The organism is Gymnodinialimonas ulvae, from assembly GCF_037543845.1.
Taxonomy (GTDB): domain Bacteria; phylum Pseudomonadota; class Alphaproteobacteria; order Rhodobacterales; family Rhodobacteraceae; genus Gymnodinialimonas; species Gymnodinialimonas ulvae.
The window spans coordinates 119,916-137,141 of record NZ_JBBIFX010000002.1; the positions used below are offsets into that span (position 1 = coordinate 119,916).

At 60.1% G+C, this 17,226-nt stretch carries 14 protein-coding genes; 7 read left to right on the forward strand and 7 right to left on the reverse strand.

Annotated elements, in window-relative coordinates; genetic code table 11:
* Nucleotides 1–109: 109 nt before the first annotated feature.
* Genes V8J83_RS10355 through cysQ form a run of 3 tightly spaced genes read right to left on the reverse strand, consistent with a single transcriptional unit; the run spans nucleotide 110 to nucleotide 2,936 of the window.
* Nucleotides 110–1,411: a glycosyltransferase family 2 protein gene (locus tag V8J83_RS10355; RefSeq protein WP_339986213.1), complete on the reverse strand. Its 1,302-nt coding sequence runs from the start codon at nucleotides 1,409–1,411 to the stop codon at nucleotides 110–112.
* Nucleotides 1,309–2,142, reverse strand: a complete 834-nt coding sequence (locus V8J83_RS10360; RefSeq protein ID WP_339986214.1) for a 3-deoxy-manno-octulosonate cytidylyltransferase — start codon at nucleotides 2,140–2,142, stop codon at nucleotides 1,309–1,311. Before V8J83_RS10360 ends, V8J83_RS10355 begins: the two co-directional genes overlap by 103 nt.
* Entirely contained in the window at nucleotides 2,139–2,936 is a 798-nt protein-coding gene (cysQ, locus tag V8J83_RS10365; RefSeq protein ID WP_339986215.1) for a 3'(2'),5'-bisphosphate nucleotidase CysQ, read from the reverse strand. The genes V8J83_RS10360 and cysQ overlap by 4 nt, the downstream gene beginning before the upstream one ends.
* A 134-nt stretch (nucleotides 2,937–3,070) precedes the next feature.
* Here cysQ and V8J83_RS10370 point away from each other — a divergent pair, with 134 nt between their 5' ends.
* A complete protein-coding gene (locus tag V8J83_RS10370) occupies nucleotides 3,071–3,895 on the forward strand; it encodes an ABC transporter permease (protein ID WP_339986216.1) in 825 nt (274 codons plus the stop codon).
* A gap of 3 nt (nucleotides 3,896–3,898) precedes the next feature.
* On the opposite strand, the gene V8J83_RS10375 is transcribed toward V8J83_RS10370, so the two are convergent.
* Nucleotides 3,899–4,498, reverse strand: a complete 600-nt coding sequence (locus tag V8J83_RS10375; protein ID WP_339986217.1) for an alpha-ketoglutarate-dependent dioxygenase AlkB family protein — start codon at nucleotides 4,496–4,498, stop codon at nucleotides 3,899–3,901.
* 170 nt (nucleotides 4,499–4,668) lie between these two features.
* On the opposite strand from V8J83_RS10375, the gene dnaK reads away from it, so the two are divergent.
* Both dnaK and dnaJ read left to right on the forward strand, forming a co-directional pair.
* Nucleotides 4,669–6,597, forward strand: coding sequence for a molecular chaperone DnaK (gene dnaK / locus V8J83_RS10380; RefSeq protein WP_339986218.1), 1,929 nt, complete (start codon nucleotides 4,669–4,671; stop codon nucleotides 6,595–6,597).
* A gap of 71 nt (nucleotides 6,598–6,668) precedes the next feature.
* Nucleotides 6,669–7,823: a molecular chaperone DnaJ gene (gene dnaJ, locus V8J83_RS10385; RefSeq protein ID WP_339986219.1), complete on the forward strand. Its 1,155-nt coding sequence runs from the start codon at nucleotides 6,669–6,671 to the stop codon at nucleotides 7,821–7,823.
* A 164-nt stretch (nucleotides 7,824–7,987) separates the two neighbouring features.
* On the opposite strand, the gene V8J83_RS10390 is transcribed toward dnaJ, so the two are convergent.
* Entirely contained in the window at nucleotides 7,988–10,252 is a 2,265-nt protein-coding gene (locus tag V8J83_RS10390; protein ID WP_339986220.1) for an NADP-dependent malic enzyme, read from the reverse strand.
* Between the two features lie 118 nt (nucleotides 10,253–10,370).
* Between V8J83_RS10390 and mutS the strand changes: the two genes are divergently transcribed.
* Complete coding sequence (gene mutS, locus V8J83_RS10395) at nucleotides 10,371–13,010, forward strand: DNA mismatch repair protein MutS (protein WP_339986221.1); 2,640 nt, start codon at nucleotides 10,371–10,373, stop codon at nucleotides 13,008–13,010.
* Here the strand turns inward: mutS and V8J83_RS10400 are convergent.
* Both V8J83_RS10400 and hrcA read right to left on the reverse strand, forming a co-directional pair.
* Nucleotides 12,994–13,581: a nucleotide exchange factor GrpE gene (locus tag V8J83_RS10400; RefSeq protein ID WP_339986222.1), complete on the reverse strand. Its 588-nt coding sequence runs from the start codon at nucleotides 13,579–13,581 to the stop codon at nucleotides 12,994–12,996. The genes mutS and V8J83_RS10400 overlap by 17 nt on opposite strands.
* A gap of 9 nt (nucleotides 13,582–13,590) precedes the next feature.
* Entirely contained in the window at nucleotides 13,591–14,655 is a 1,065-nt protein-coding gene (hrcA, locus tag V8J83_RS10405) for a heat-inducible transcriptional repressor HrcA (protein ID WP_339986223.1), read from the reverse strand.
* Between the two features lie 97 nt (nucleotides 14,656–14,752).
* Between hrcA and rph the strand changes: the two genes are divergently transcribed.
* Genes rph through hemW form a run of 3 tightly spaced genes read left to right on the forward strand, consistent with a single transcriptional unit; the run spans nucleotide 14,753 to nucleotide 17,224 of the window.
* Nucleotides 14,753–15,466 (forward strand): ribonuclease PH, encoded by a 714-nt coding sequence (rph, locus tag V8J83_RS10410; protein WP_339987001.1) that lies wholly within the window; start codon nucleotides 14,753–14,755, stop codon nucleotides 15,464–15,466.
* Nucleotides 15,466–16,077: an RdgB/HAM1 family non-canonical purine NTP pyrophosphatase gene (gene rdgB / locus V8J83_RS10415; RefSeq protein WP_339986224.1), complete on the forward strand. Its 612-nt coding sequence runs from the start codon at nucleotides 15,466–15,468 to the stop codon at nucleotides 16,075–16,077. Before rph ends, rdgB begins: the two co-directional genes overlap by 1 nt.
* Entirely contained in the window at nucleotides 16,070–17,224 is a 1,155-nt protein-coding gene (hemW, locus tag V8J83_RS10420) for a radical SAM family heme chaperone HemW (RefSeq protein WP_339986225.1), read from the forward strand. Before rdgB ends, hemW begins: the two co-directional genes overlap by 8 nt.
* The last annotated feature ends 2 nt before the right edge of the window (nucleotides 17,225–17,226 follow it).

Genomic DNA, 17,226 nt, shown 5'->3' on the forward strand with positions numbered 1-17,226 from the left:
TTGCCTCTTGTGCATCGCCCGACCTTCGGTGCGCGTGCGCATTCTATAACGTGTTGGATATTAATGAAACGTCATGAGCTGGGAAATGCCCATCTTACCTCCCCGCAAGCTACAAACCGCGCATGGCAGAAATACGGCAAACCTCGCGCGACACACGTCCGCGAAAGGAATGCAGTTGAATGCGGGATTCTGTCCGATCCGCTGGCCCAAAAAGACCGCCGCTATGCTCCCACCAACCGCCATCTGTAAAACGGACCCTATGCTTGCGCGGGGTGGGCTCGAAGATGAACAGGGTGACGGGCTGTCCCGCACCCACGGCATCCGCCGCAACCCGATGCAGCCGCATCCGTTGGAATGGGCGGCCCGACAGAACCAGCGGCTTCGGCGGATCGCTGGCACAAAACGGCTGAAACCTGTCCCCGCAAGCCGTGATCCGGGGCGCAAGGCTCTCGCGGTCACGCCCCTCATCCAATCCGGCACGCAGGCTTTCCATCAGCGCCCGCATCTTTTCGGCGTCCAGCGCTTTGGTCTTGGCCAGCCTCAACAACCGACTGCTTTGCGCTGCCTCCAACCTCCGAACAGCGCGCGCATGGTCCGCTTCACCGGCATGTTTGCGCAGAAACACCCGCGTCGAGGAACCGATGTCATGAAGGCTTGTCGGAACGCGATCCGCCGTCCGGCGAACGCTGGCCTGAAACCCGTGATGCACGATAGCGGCTTCGATCCATGCCGTCGGCAACCCCGCATGCCCGATCCGCAGCGCCATGTCGGTATCGTCGAGGTAGAAGTGCATCGCCTCGTCAAACCCGCCAATCTGGTCAAAGACAGCGCGCCGGAACGCCATGTTCGTCCCGTGCAACTTGCGCACGAAACCGTCTCTAAATGGCGTGGCAGGTTCTGTTTCAACCTCATCGACCTGCCCGTTTACGGCTTGCGGCCCCCATTGCAGGCCAATGCCGTTTCGCCCCAGAACAGGCCCGGTCACGGCGGCAATCCCTGGCTGCGTGAACGCCTGCACAATCGCATCGCCCCAGGTCGGCTCCGGCACGGCATCGTCGTCGATGAAGGCAACAATCTGCCCCGACGACGACGCGATCCCGGCATTGCGCGCGGCGGAGATATTCGGGATGTCCTGCGGCAGCAATTTTATGCGGCCCGCGAAGTCTTGCACCGCGTGCCGCCCGGCGCGATCGGCAACCACCACCACCTCGCACCCGGCACGGCGCAATTGGCTCAGCGCCAGAAGACATCGATGCAAGGCCTCCGGGCGCCCGGTGCTGACAACAACAACGCTCAGCGCCGAGGGCGTCACACCGTGCCCATCTCGGCCATCATCGCCTCGATCCTCGGGATGTCCTCGGGGTTGTTCAACTCCCAGAACTTCGACCCCCGCGCCTCCACCTCGACACACAGCACCGGGTGTCCGGCCTCCAGAAACCGCAGCTGCTCTAGCCCTTCGAGCATTTCCAACGGGCCCACCGGCCAATGCGGATAGGCCCGCAAGGCCCAGGGCCGGTAGGCATAGACACCGACGTGATGGAACACGGGCGTATCCGCCTCCGGCGCATAGGCCTCCGCCGTGAACGGGACCACTTCCTTTGAAAAATAAAGCGCGCGCCGTTTGCTATCGGCCACCGCTGTCGTGCCCCCGACCCTGCCCGCCGCCCGATCCGCTTTCAAAGCCGCCAGCGTATCCCCGTCACATCGCAGAATCGGGGTCGCCAAAGCCGCCTGACTGTCGGCCCGCAAACCGCTCGCCAATTCCTCCAGGAACCAATGCGGCGTCAGAGGTGCGTCACCTTGCAGGTTCACGACCATCTCGACATCACCAAGGATCTCAAGCGCCTCGGCGCAGCGTTCGGTGCCGTTGCGCGCGTCGGACGAGGTCATCAAAACCTCCGCCCCAAACCCGCGCGCGGCTTCTGCGATCCGGTCATCATCCGTGGCCACGTAAACCGCATCAAGCCCGGCAACAGATTGCGCCGCTTGCCAGGAGCGCTGGATCAGGCTGCGGGCCTCACCCGTCGCTCCCCGCAACATCGCCAACGGTTTACCCGGATACCGGCGCGACGCGTAGCGCGCCGGGATGACACAAACGACACCCCCGCGCGGCTTCGACCCCGTGTCGGCCGTATCGCTCACGGCGCCTTCAGCTCCACCCCCGGTGCATAGGCGATGAAGAACCCGTTGGCGAAACCATCCTTGCCGTAATCGAATGTGGCATGGTCCTCGAACCGGACCATCTTGCCGCCCGCGCCGCGCAACACAGCATCGCCCGCGGCGGTGTCCCATTCCATCGTGCGGCCAAGCCGCGGATAGATGTCAGCCTCGCCGGTTGCCACAAGGCAGAACTTCAACGACGAACCCGCCGATTTCATGTCGGCATGGGCATATTTGTTGATGTAATCATCGGTCGCCTGATCGCGATGCGACTTTGACGCCACCACGCGCAACGCCCCATTGTCGGGGCTGGAGACGGCCATTTTTTCGACCCGGCCAGGCGTCTTAGGGTCAAACGCGCCCTGTTCTTCAACGCTCACGCCCTCGGCATCGGTGTAGAACAAACGCCCTTTGGCGGGCGCATAGACAATGCCGCGCACCGGAATTCCGTTTTCGACCAGCGCGATGTTGACCGTGAAGTCGCCGCGCCGCTTGATAAACTCCTTCGTGCCGTCCAGCGGATCAACGATCAGGAACGACGACGCGTTCAGGTCATGACTGTCGGATTGCTCTTCGGTCACCAGCGCCACATCGGGAAACGCCGCGCGCAGATGGGCGGAAATCACCGCATCGGCCTTTTCGTCGGCCTCCGTGACGGGGCTGTCGTCAGATTTGACCTTCACGTCGAAATCGTCGGCCTCGTAGACCTCCATGATCACGCGGCCTGCCTCAAGCGCCGCCTCGCGCATCACATCAAGAAGTTTCTGATAATCCATTCCGCCTCACTTGCGATTGAATTGAAAATTAACACCTGCCGCGTTATCGTCTGCGCAGGTGGGAACGGCAAGTGTCGCCTTCGGGCGAAAACAAGGGCACCGCACGACCCGCTCTAGGCAGGCAAGGATTTTCGATGTTCGTATCCTCCCGAAAGACCCGGTCGATGGTCGGGCTGATCTTCAATTTCTGTGAGGTCACGTTTCACGCGACGGCGCGCAAAGTCCGCAAGACCCACGGCAATGCCATCCTCGCCATTGCGCTTTCGGTGGTGCAAAGCCTTCTGTTCATTGCCGCATTCTACTTCATGTTCAGCATTCTGGGCGGGCGCGGCATGGCGATCCGTGGCAATTACCTGCTGTATCTGATGTCGGGGATCTTCATCTACCTGACCCATATCCAGACGCTGCGACAGGTGATGATGGCCGATGGGCCAACGTCGGACATGATGCAGCACGCCCCGATGAACACGCTTGTCTCCATCGCCTCCGCCGGATTGGCTTCGCTCTACACGCAATTCGTCTCGCTTCTGTGCATCCTTTTGCTGATCCATACGCTGATCGAACCCGTCGAAATTCACTACTGGCCCGGCGCGCTCGGCATGTTCCTGCTGGTGTGGTTTTCAGGTGTGGTTCTTGGCATCATCTTCATGGCGCTCAAAAGCTGGTTCCCGGAATTCATCAACATCCTGTCGATGGTCTATATCCGCGCCAACATGATCTTCTCGGGCAAGATGTTCGTGGCAAACATGATGCCCGCGATGATGCTTCCGGTTTTCACCTGGAATCCGCTGTTCCACATCATCGACCAGATGCGCGGCCATGTTTTCGTGAATTACGTGCCGCACAACACAAGCGCCGACTACCCGCTTTACATGTCGCTTGTGTTCCTGCTCATCGGCATGATGCTCGAACATTACACCCGCCTGCATGCCTCGGCGAGCTGGAACGCAAAGCGCTGATGCTCAGTCGACAACCCGCAGGGTCAGGTTGATCCGCCCCCCGTTCGGCAACAGGCGCGACGACCCGGGACGCAGCCGATCGATCCCGTGGTAATTCAGACGCGCCGCGCCACCCATCACCGCGACATCCCCCGATCTCAGCCAGATCGATTGGGTCTTCCCGCCGCGCCCAGGCCCGCCGACGCGGAACAAGGCCTCATCGCCAAGCGAAATCGACACGACCGGCATCTCGAAATTCGCCTCGTCACGATCCTGATGCATCCCCATCTTCGCGTCCGCGTCGTAGAAATTGATCAGGCAGCTTTCCGGATCACGGGCCACGCCCGACACATTGCGCCAGACATCCATCGCAATGGCGGGGATCGGTGGCCATTCCAACCCCTCGGGATGCCTCCGCTCGTAGCGATACCCGGCCCGGTCCGAAATCCACCCATACCGCCCGGCCGAGGTCATCCGAACGCTCATTTTCCGACCCCGCGCCGTCTCCGGCCGGAACAGCGGCGCGGCCTGCGCAACGCGGCGCACCTGCTCCACCAGCGCCTCTTGTTGCGACGGCTCCAGCAAGCCTTGATGCACCGTGATCCCGCCAACATCGACACTCATTGTAAAATCCCCTGCACCGCGACGCTTGCAGCCCCAAAACCCGCTACTTATATACCCTCCAAACTCGCACGGGCACCTATGCGCCCACTTCAGTCATTGGCAATGGCGGCACGGGGGCCGCAGGGTCGGACCCGCTCCCGCCAGTTCGCTTTAAGAAAGGGACATGACACATGGCCAAAGTTATCGGTATCGACCTCGGTACAACCAATTCCTGCGTTGCAATCATGGACGGCTCGCAGCCGCGCGTGATCGAAAATTCCGAAGGGGCGCGCACGACCCCCTCCATCGTCGCCTTCACGGATGACGAACGCCTCGCGGGCCAGGCGGCCAAGCGTCAGGCCGTCACCAATCCGGAGAACACGATTTTCGGCGTCAAGCGCCTGATCGGGCGCCGGATCAACGACGAACACCTCGAGAAGGACAAGAAAAACCTGCCGTTCGCCATCATCGACGGCGGCAACGGTGACGCCTGGGTCGAAGCCAAGGGTGAGAAATATTCCCCCTCGCAGATCTCCGCCTTCATCCTTCAGAAGATGAAGGAAACCGCAGAATCCTACCTCGGCGAAGACGTCACGCAGGCGGTCATCACCGTGCCCGCCTATTTCAACGACGCCCAGCGTCAGGCCACCAAGGACGCCGGCAAGATCGCTGGTCTCGAAGTGCTGCGCATCATCAACGAACCGACCGCAGCCGCGCTCGCCTATGGCCTCGACAAGGAAGAGACCAAGACCATCGCGGTCTATGACCTCGGCGGCGGCACCTTCGACGTGACCATCCTCGAAATCGACGACGGCCTCTTCGAAGTGAAATCCACCAATGGCGACACGTTCCTCGGCGGTGAAGATTTCGACATGCGCATCGTCAACTACCTCGCGGACGAGTTCAAAAAGGAACACGGCACCGACCTGACGCAGGACAAGATGGCCCTGCAGCGCCTGAAGGAAGCCGCCGAGAAGGCCAAGATCGAGCTGTCCTCCTCGACCCAGACCGAGATCAACCAGCCGTTTATCTCGATGGGCGCCAATGGACAGCCGCTGCACATGGTCATGAAGTTGACCCGCGCCAAGCTGGAAAGCCTGGTCTCCGACCTGATCAAGGCTTCGCTCAAGCCCTGCGCCGCCGCCCTCAAGGATGCGGGCCTGTCGAAGGGTGAGATCGACGAAGTCGTCCTCGTGGGCGGCATGACCCGTATGCCCAAGGTGATCGAAGAGGTGACCAACTTCTTCGGCAAGGAACCCCACAAGGGTGTGAACCCCGACGAAGTCGTCGCCATGGGCGCCGCGGTTCAGGCCGGTGTTCTGCAAGGCGACGTCAAGGATGTTGTCCTGCTCGACGTCACGCCGCTGTCGCTTGGCATCGAAACGCTGGGTGGTGTCTTCACCCGCCTGATCGACCGCAACACGACGATCCCGACCAAGAAGTCGCAGATCTTCTCGACCGCGGAAGACAACCAGAACGCCGTGACGATCCGCGTGTTTCAGGGCGAACGCGAAATGGCCGCAGACAACAAGATGCTCGGCCAGTTCAACCTTGAAAACATCCCACCCGCCCCTCGCGGCGTGCCGCAGATCGAGGTGACCTTCGACATCGACGCCAACGGCATCGTGTCGGTCGGCGCCAAGGACAAAGGCACCGGCAAGGAGCAGCAGATCACGATCCAAGCCTCCGGTGGTCTGTCGGATGATGACATCGACCGGATGGTCCGCGAAGCCGAGGACAACGCCGAGGCCGACAAGGATCGCAAGGATCTTGTGGAAACCCGCAACCAGGCCGAAAGCCTCATCCACGGCACCGAGAAGTCGATGGAAGAGCATGGCGACAAGGTCGATGCCTCCACGATCGAGGCCATCGAACTGGCGGTGAACGCTCTGAAAGAGACGCTGGAGACCGACGAAACCGCCAAGATCAAGGGCGGCATTCAGAACGTGACCGAAGCGGCCATGCGTCTGGGCGAAGCCATCTACAAGTCGGAACAGGAGAACGCCGAAGCGGCCGCCTCCGACGATGACGCCGAGGACGAAGAAGAGCAGCGCGGTGTCGACGAAGACATCGTGGATGCCGATTTCGAAGACCTCGACGACGACCGCAAACGCGGCTGATCGCTGTTTGACCCCATGCGGCCGGCTGGGGATGTCCCCGGCCGGCTCATGTGTTTTCAAAAGGGAAAACCATGGCAAAACGCGATTATTACGAAGTGCTGGGCGTCGCCAAAGGTGCCGATGCGGATGCGATCAAAAAGGCCTATCGCAAGAAGGCAAAGGAACTGCATCCCGACCGCAACGCCGACAATCCCAACGCCGAGGCGCAGTTCAAGGAAGCGAACGAGGCCTACGACGTCCTCAAGGATGCCGACAAGAAAGCCGCGTATGACCGCTTTGGTCATGCCGCCTTCGACGGTGGCATGGGCGGTGGCCCGCGTCCAAATGCCGGCGGGCAGGGCGATTTCGCCAGCGCCTTTTCGGACGTGTTCGAAGATCTGTTCGGCGATTTCATGGGCGGTCAACGCGGTCGCCCCGGCGGCGGGCGCAGCCGTGCCAGCCGTGGCTCGGACTTGCGCTATAACCTGAAAATCTCTCTCGAAGATGCATTTTCGGGCCTGACCAAGCAGATCACCGTTCCCGCCTCCACCGCCTGCGAGGCCTGTGATGGCACCGGGTCCGAGGCGGGCGCCGAACCCACCACCTGTCCGACCTGTTCCGGCATGGGCAAGGTCCGCGCGCAGCAGGGCTTTTTCACCGTCGAACGCACCTGCCCGACCTGTTCGGGTATGGGGCAGATCGTCAAGAACCCGTGCCGCACCTGTGGCGGCGCGGGACGCACCGAGAAAGAACGCGCGCTCAGCGTGAACATCCCCGCCGGTGTCGAAACCGGGACCCGCATCCGTCTGTCCGGCGAAGGCGAGGCCGGTCTGCGCGGTGGTCCGCAGGGCGACCTCTACATCTTTGTCGAAGTCGCAGATCACACCCTGTTCCAACGCGAAGGCATGGACCTTTTCTGTCGTGTGCCCGTCTCGATGGTGTCCGCAGCACTTGGCGGCGAGATCGAAGTGCCCACGATCGACGGGGGCCGGTCCCGCGTGCGCGTCCCCGAAGGATCGCAATCGGGTCGCCAAATGCGTCTGCGCGGCAAGGGCATGCCCGCCCTGCGCGGTCCGGGTCAGGGCGACATGTATATCGAGATGCAGGTCGAAACGCCGGTGAACCTGACCACCGAGCAAAAGGAGCTGCTGAACCAGCTTGATGACAGTCTGAAGAAATCCAACAACCCGAACGCGTCGGGCTTCTTCGACAAGGTCAAAACCTTCTGGGATTCAATCAAGGATTAACCGAAGCACGATCTTCGCGGGGTAGGTGAAATCCCGCTCACTCACGCGAAGAAGGCCCCCGCCGTCACCGGTCGGGGGCCTTCTCGTATCCGCGGCACGCCTGCGCGATGAGTTACGAAAAAACTACAAATAAACTACAGAAAAATGCATGCCGGTTTCGGGCCTCAGACCCGCCCAATCTCGCACGCTGCCATCACCGCCATATTCAGAATGTCATTCGCGGTCGAAACCGTCGACGCAATCTGAACCGGCCGATCCAACCCTGTCAGAATCGGCCCGATCACAGTGGCACCGGCCATTTCCTGCATTAATTTCACCGAGATCGACGCCGAATGCCGTGCCGGTACAACAAGGATATTCGCGGGCCCGGACAAGCGGTTGAACGGGTATTGCTCCCGCGTCGCCGGGTTCAGCGCAACATCGACCGTCATCTCGCCATCGTATTCAAAATCCACACCTTTTTCGTCCAGAACCCGAGGCGCATGGTGCATTTTTTCGGCCCGTTCCGACACCGGATACCCGAAGGTCGAGAAGCTGACGAACGCCACCCGTGGCTCCATCCCCAGGCCCTTCGCAACCGCCGCGCCCCGCTCCGCAATCAACGCGAGGTCCTGATCGCTCGGCCATTCATGCACCAAGGTATCCCCGATCAACACGATACGCCCCTTATGCAAAAGCGCCGTCACTCCAACCGCGCCATCCTCGGCCCGGACATCAAAGACTTTTCCAATCATTTCAAGCGCCTGCGCTGATTTCCGCGTCGCGCCCGTTACCAATCCATCGCCATGCCCATGGGCCAGCATCAAGCTGGAAAAGACGTGCCGATCCCGCGACGCGAGGCGGTGAATATCGCTCGGATCATGCCCCTTGCGCTGCAGCCGCTCATAGAGAAAATTCTTGTAGGTCTCCAAGTGACGCGTGTTGGCCGCATTGACGATTTCCAGTTCACGCACCGCATCGCCAAGACCTGCCCCTTCGAGCTTTTCCTTCACATCCGCGTCGCGCCCAACAACCAACGCCTTGCCCAGACCCTGCCGCTGATACGCCACCGCAGCACGCAACACGCGAACATCATCGCCCTCGGCAAAGATCATCCGCGCCTGCGCATTTTTGGCCCGCGCATAAACGCCCTGAAGGATCGAAGATGTAGGGTCCATGCGCGCCTGCAGATCTTGCGCATAGCCATCCAGATCAATGATCGGCCGCCGCGCAGCACCCGTGTCCATCCCCGCCTGCGCCACAGCGGGCGGAATGGTATAGATCAGCCGTGGATCGAACGGCGTCGGAATAATGTAATCCCGCCCGAAGCTTAGCTTGCGGCCATAGGCCATCGCGACCTCATCGGGAACGTCCTCTCGCGCGAGTTCCGCAAGAGCGCGCGCGCAGGCAATCTTCATCTCGTCATTGATGGCACGCGCGTGGACGTCCAGAGCACCGCGGAAAAGATACGGGAAGCCGAGCACGTTATTGACCTGGTTCGGATAGTCCGAGCGCCCAGTTGCAACGATGGCATCCGCGCGTACCGCCTGCGCCTCTTCCGGCGTGATTTCAGGATCAGGGTTCGCCATCGCGAAGATCACCGGATTGTCGGCCATGCTCTTTACCATATCCGGCGTAACGGCACCCTTGACCGAGACACCCAGGAATACGTCCGCCCCCTCCATCGCGTCCTCGAGCGTGCGCAGCTTCGTAGAAATCGCATGGCCCGATTTCCACTGGTTCATACCCTCGGTACGGCCTTGATAAATCACGCCTTTCGTATCGCAAACGATGCAATTCTCATGCCGCGCGCCCATGGCTTTCAAAAGCTCGATACATGCGATCCCGGCAGCTCCGGCGCCGTTCAGTACGATTCGACACTCCTCGATCTTTTTCCCGCTGAGGTGCAGCGCGTTAATTAACCCCGCCGCACAAATGACCGCCGTGCCGTGCTGATCGTCGTGGAACACCGGGATGTCCATGATCTCTTTGAGTTGCTGTTCGATCATGAAACATTCGGGCGCCTTGATATCCTCAAGGTTAATTCCCCCAAATGTCGGCCCCATCAGTTTCACGGCGTTTACGAATTCATCGACGTCCTCGGTATCAAGCTCGATATCGATGGAGTTCACATCGGCGAACCGTTTGAACAGCACCGACTTTCCCTCCATCACTGGCTTCGACGCCAGCGCACCAAGGTTTCCGAGGCCCAGAACCGCCGTCCCGTTGGAAATCACCGCAACCATGTTCCCCTTGGTCGTGTAATCATACGCCGTCTCGGGCTTTTCCGCGATCACTTCGCAAGGCACGGCCACACCGGGCGAGTAGGCTAGCGAAAGGTCGCGTTGCGTGGCCATCGGTGTGGACGCGTTGATGTCAATCTTTCCCGGAGTGGGCTCAAGGTGATAGGCCAGCGCCTCTTCACGCGTGATCTTCTGCTTGTCGGCCATGTGATTGCCCTTCTTTGCGGTGCCGGACCGGCATAGCGCGGCCCTTGCCGAATTCGCAACCGATTGCGCTTCAATCCGGGCGCGGCGTTTCGTAGTTTCTGACCGGGGGGTGCGGATCATGAACGCGCAAGTCACGCCGATGATGGCGCAGTATCTTGAGATCAAGGCGCAGCATCCGGATGCGATCCTGTTCTACCGGATGGGTGACTTCTACGAGATGTTCTTCGATGATGCCGTCGCCGCAGCCGAGGCGCTGGACATTGCGTTAACCAAGCGCGGCAAACACGACGGCGATGATATACCGATGTGTGGCGTGCCCGCCCATAGTGCCGAATCCTACCTTTTGACCCTGATCCGCAAGGGATTCCGCGTCGCCATAGGCGAGCAATTGGAAAGCCCCGACGAGGCCAAGAAGCGCGGTTCGAAATCGGTTGTAAAACGCGATGTCGTTCGGCTCGTGACGCCGGGTACGCTCACCGAAGATACCCTTCTTGAGGCGCGTCGGCACAACTATCTTGCCGCCTATGCCGAAGTCCGTGGCGATGGAGCGCTCGCTTGGTGCGATATTTCCACTGGCGATTTTCGTGTGATGACCTGCCCGTCGGTACGTCTTGGCCCGGAACTGGCGCGGCTTTCGCCGAAGGAAGTTCTGGTTTCCAATGGAATGGAGGTCATGCGCCAAGATGCGATGATTGAACTCGGCGCAGCCGTGACGCCCTTGTCCCCCGGTTCATTCGACTCGTCGTCCGCCGAAAAACGGCTAACCAGTTTGTTCAATGTGTCGACGCTCGAAGGGTTCGGATTCTTCACTCGGCCCGAGCTTTGCGCCATGGGCGCGCTGATCGACTATCTGGACCTTACGCAGAAAGGGGCATTGCCGCTTCTTCGGGCTCCGCGCAAACAAGTGGCGGATCGGTTGTTGCAGCTTGATACCGCGACACGACGCAATCTGGAACTGACGCATGCATTGTCTGGAGGCCGTGCGAATTCCTTACTCTCCGTCATTGACCGTACATTGACCGCTGGTGGTGCCCGCCTTTTGGAGCGGCGGCTTACAGGCCCATCTACAGACCTCGACACGATCCGCAGACGGCATGACGCTGTTGCGTTTTTTGTCTCTGATACGCTGATTAGAGATCATGTTGAAGCAGAGCTGCGCCGCATCCCAGACCTTGATCGCGCACTCTCGCGCCTCGCGCTTGACCGCGGAGGTCCAAGGGATCTCGCAGCCATTCGCAATGGCCTGATAGGGGCCGCGCGCTTGCACGAACGGCTCGAAACCATTGACCTCCCCACGCTTCTGGCCGATGCCAGCGACGGCCTTGCGGGACATGCTGGTCTTATTGATCTTCTCGACGCCGCCTTGGTTGCTGAGCCGCCCGTTCAACTGCGCGAAGGTGGCATGATCGCACGCGGATATCACGATGAGCTCGACGAAGCGCGAACCCTGCGTGACGAAGGGCGCGGCGTCATCGCCTCCATGCAGGCCGAATATTCCGAGGCAACTGGGGTCCAGAGCCTCAAGATCAAACACAACAACGTTCTGGGCTACTTCATCGAAACAACGGCAACACACGCCGAAAAGATGCTGAACCCGCCGCTTTCAGACCGCTTTATTCACCGGCAAACCACAGCAAATGCCGTACGCTTCACGACCGTCGAGTTGTCGGAACTGGAAACCAAAATCCTGAATGCCGGGAACCGCGCGCTTGAGATTGAGCGCACGCTGTTCGCGTCCTTGCGCGACGCAATATTGGATCAACAGGATCGGGTCGGCGATACATCACGTGGTCTGGCGGAACTTGATCTGGCCGGTGGTCTGGCCCGCCGGGCACGCGAAGGGGATTGGGTTCAGCCCGAGATGACCGAGGACCGCGCATTCGAAATTGAAGGCGGACGCCACCCGGTGGTTGAGGCTGCGCTTGCCCGAGACGGGCAGCCCTTTGTTGCCAATGATTGCGAACTGACCGCAGAGGATGGCGCGGCGATCAGCCTTCTCACCGGTCCGAACATGGCAGGTAAATCGACCTATCTGCGCCAGAATGCTTTGATCGCGATTCTGGCTCAGATCGGCAGTTTCGTGCCTGCAAATCGGGCGAAAATCGGTCTGATCAGCCAGGTGTTCAGTCGTGTCGGGGCCTCCGATGATTTGGCACGGGGTCGATCGACTTTCATGGTTGAAATGGTGGAAACAGCCACGATCCTGAACCAGGCAAACGACCGGGCGCTTGTCATCCTCGACGAGATCGGTCGAGGAACGGCGACTTATGACGGTCTGTCCATCGCCTGGGCCACTTTGGAATATCTGCACAACACAAATTCCTGTCGCGCGCTGTTCGCCACGCATTACCACGAGATGACATCACTTTCTGCCAAGCTGGACGGGTTGAGAAATGCGACCATGGCCGTGATGGAATGGGAGGGCGACGTTGTCTTTTTGCATGAGGTCCGCGACGGCGCTGCGGATCGCTCTTACGGGGTGCAGGTCGCGAAGCTTGCGGGTCTACCCGACGCGGTCATAGACCGTGCGCAGGTGGTGTTGGACGCATTGGAAGAAGGGGACCGGGAAGGCGGGAAGCGCAAGGCGGTGATTGATGATCTGCCGCTCTTCAGGGCGACCCCTGCGCCACCACCACGGATCAGCAAACCATCCGAGGTAGAGGAAAAACTGCGCGCCGTACATCCCGATGAGATGACGGCGCGCGAGGCGTTGACCTTGCTTTATGAGCTCAAGGCGAAACTTAGCCCGCCGGAGTAGACGACACCCCGACCTGCGCGGGACGCAGCAACCGATCGTAAAGCATGAACCCCGTTGCGGCGACCTGAATAATATCGCCAGCCTTGGTGTTCGGTACCGGCGCTTCAAACATGGCCTGATGCAGTTGTGGATCAAAGGCATCGCCAACTTCCGGCTGGATCGGCGTAATGCCGTGCTTGCCGAAGACGTTCAGCAACTCTTTCAGCGTCAACTCCACACCCTCGATAAGCGCACCCGCGGTCTCTTTCGAGGCGTCGTCGGAGGCTTCAAGTGCACGGTGCAGGTTATCGTAGACCGGCAATAGATCCCGCGCGAGCTTTGAGCCGCCATATTGCTCGGCCTCACGCCGATCCCGATCTGCGCGTTTGCGCATGTTTTCGGCATCCGCCAAGGCGCGCAACATACGGTCGCGATGTTCATCTCGCTCGGCTTCCAGCGCTTTGATCACCGCCTCGGCCCCGGGATCGGCGATATCGTCGTCCCCGATGTCGATATCCGGCGCGTCGCCCAGACCGTCTTCGGCCAGCGTCACTTTCGGTTCGGAATACTCGTCTTCTTTCGGCTCGCCCATGTCACCCTCTCACGTGCGGTCGGATATCAATTTCCCGACCAGCTGCGCCGTATAATCCACGATCGGGACGATACGGCCGTAATTCAGGCGCGTGGGTCCGATGACACCCACGGCACCAACTATCTTTCGATCAGCGTTCATATAGGGAGACACCACCAGAGAGGAACCCGAAAGTGAGAACAACTTGTTCTCTGAGCCGATGAAAATGCGCACGCCGTCGCCTTCTTCGGTTAATTCGAGAAATTCAGCGATATCACGTTTGCGTTCGAGGTCATCAAACAGCGTCCGGATTCGGTCCAGGTCCTCGGCCTCGGGCGTGTCAGAAAGAAGATTCGCTCGCCCCCGAACGATCAGACGGGCCGATTGCTGATCATTTTCGTCCCAAACGGCCAAACCGGAATCGATAAGCCCGGAGGCGAGATCATCAATCTCACGCCGTCGCGTTTCCATATCCGCTTCCAGCTGCGCCCGGATTGAGGTGACCGTTGTCCCACTGATCCGGGCGTTGAGGAAATTGGCCGCCTCGCGCATCGCGCTGGGTGTCGTTCCAAGGGGCGGCGTGAACAGCCGGTTTTCAACATGCCCATCCGAGAACACCAGAACCACCAGCGCCTGATCAGGCGACAGCGGTACAAATTCGATGTGCTGAATCGGTGCTTCGTGTTTCGGGGTCAGCACAAGACTGGCACCATGGGTGGCCGCCGATAGCGCGGAACCGACCCTATCCAGCAGTGCAGGCACGTCAGATGCGTTGTTTCCAAGCGTCTCATGCAGGGCCGTCTTGTCGTCATTCGACAGATCGCCGGTTTCCAGAAAGCCGTCCACAAACATCCGCAGACCGGTCTGCGTCGGCACGCGCCCCGCGGAGGTATGCGGGCTGTCGAGGAGCCCGAGAAATTCAAGATCCTGCATGACATTGCGGATCGTCGCCGCAGACACCTTTTCAGACATCGTACGCGTCAGGGTCCGCGAACCCACCGGTACACCACTGTCCAGGTAGCCTTCGACGATCCGCCGAAATACTTCGCGGGATCGGTCATTCAACTCTTCGAGGATTTTGCCTTGCTCGGTCATTGTTTCAATCGTTGAACTCGTCCATTCAGGGTTGCGAGCCGTCAGCCTGCCGGATTATCCCCGCACAGCAACGCCAAAGAAATATCAGGAGATATTTATGCGCCCTTCCGGTCGAAACCTAGACGAAATGCGCCCGATTTCCATTGAGACCGGCGTTACGCGCCATGCCGAAGGATCTTGCATGATCCGATGTGGCGATACACACGTCCTGTGTACTGCGTCTCTGGAAGAGCGTGTTCCCCCGTTTCTGCGCAATTCCGGTCAGGGGTGGGTGACTGCCGAATACGGCATGCTGCCCCGTGCGACGCATACCAGGGGCCGCAGGGAAGCCGCCGCTGGCAAGCAATCGGGTCGGACGCAGGAAATCCAGCGCCTGATCGGTCGTTCCTTGCGCGCTTGTGTCGATCGCAACGCGCTTGGCGAACGTCAGATCACTGTGGATTGCGACGTGATCCAAGCCGACGGCGGCACGCGGTGCGCATCGATCACCGGCGGTTGGGTGGCGCTGCGCCTTGCGGTGAACAAGCTGCTCAAGGCAGGCGACATCATCGCCGATCCGATCACCGACAACATTGCAGCCGTATCTTGCGGTATTTTTGCCGGGCAACCCGTTCTGGATCTGGATTATCCGGAAGATTCCGAAGCGGGAACCGATGGCAATTTCATCATGACAGGCGCAGGTCAGGTGGTCGAACTACAGGCCAGCGCCGAGGGCGCAACCTTTTCGCGCGAGGAGTTCAATCAGCTCTACTCGCTGGCCGAAAAAGGCGTGGCCGAACTTGTTACCGCACAAAATGCGGCAACGACCTGATGCGACGTTTTACCGGATCCGAGCTTTTGGTGGCAACTCACAACCAAGGCAAGCTTGATGAGATGAAGCACTTGCTCGACCCGTTCGGCATCACTGTGACGGGCGCCAAGGATCACAACCTGCCCGAACCGCCCGAGGACGGCACCACGTTTGTCGAAAACGCCAGGATCAAGGCCCATGCCGCGGCCAAGGCAACCGGCCTGCCAGCGCTATCCGACGACAGCGGGATCGAAATCGATGCTCTCGGCGGCGCGCCAGGAGTCTACACGGCGGATTGGGCCGAAACCCCAGACGGGCGCGATTTCGACATGGCCATGCGTCTGACCCACCAAAAACTGATCGAAACGAGCGCGCCCACGCCGCACACCGCACGGTTCTGCTGCACGCTTGTTCTGGCTTGGCCTGACGGGCACGACGAAGTTTGTCCTGGCGTCATGGAAGGACAGGTCGTTTGGCCCATGCGCGGGGATCAGGGCCATGGATATGACCCGATCTTTCAGCCCGATGGCTATGACATCACGTTCGGAGAGATGGATCGTTGGGAGAAAAACAAGATCAGTCATCGCGCGCGCGCCGTTGCACAGTTGGTGAAACTCTTCGGCGATGGCTGATTGGGAGGCCGGGGGATTTGGGCTCTACATCCATTGGCCGTTTTGCGAGGCCAAATGCCCTTATTGCGACTTCAACAGCCATGTCGCCGCAAAGATCGATCACGCCGCCTGGCTAACCGCTTATCTGGGCGAACTTGAACGCGTCAAATTCCGAACCGCTGACCGAACCTTGCAAAGCGTCTTTTTCGGCGGTGGAACGCCATCGCTTATGGCGCCGGAAACGGTTGATCAGATTCTCTCCGCTGTCCGCGCACACTGGCCTGTTGCCAACGATATTGAAATCACGCTCGAAGCGAACCCATCGTCCGTTGAATCGGGTCGATTCCGGGCGTTTCGGGACGCGGGCGTGTCACGCGTTTCCATGGGGATCCAGGCGCTCAACAACGAAGATCTGCGTCGGCTTGGCCGGCTTCATTCGGTGGAGGAGGCCCGCAGAGCTTACGATGTTGCGCGGGCGTGCTTTGACCGGGTCAGTTTCGATCTGATCTATGCGCGGCAAGATCAGTCGCTGTCGCAATGGCGTTCTGAATTGTCCGAGGCACTGTCTTGGGGAACCGATCACCTCTCCCTTTATCAACTCACGATCGAACCAGGGACGGCTTTTGGCACCCGGCACAATGCCGGTGGACTGAAAGGGTTGCCCGATGAAGATCTGTCTGCCGATCTTTACGACCTGACCCAGGAGCTGTGTGATGCGGCTGGCCTGCCCGCTTATGAAATCTCCAACCACGCGGCAGACATGGATCAATCGCGGCACAACCTGATCTATTGGCGTTGCGGTGACTTTGTCGGTATTGGCCCCGGTGCTCACGGGCGGATCACTCAAAACGGCCAACGCGTCGCAACCGAGACATATCTTGCACCAAAGCGCTGGCTTGACGCAGTCAAGACCGATGGTACGGGGGAGCGCGCTGCCGTTCCGATCACTGCGCAGGAACAGGCTGAGGAATATCTGATGATGTCGTTAAGGCTCGCGGAAGGCTCTGATCTTGCCCGTTTCGCGCGCTTGAATAGCGGTCCAATTGACGGCCATCGCATAGAGCGCCTCGAAGAACTTGGGCTTGTCGAGCACGCGGGTCAGCGCCTCAAAGCCACCAGGCCTGGCCGCCCCGTCCTGAACGCTATTCTCAGAGAGCTTCTTGCTTAGAC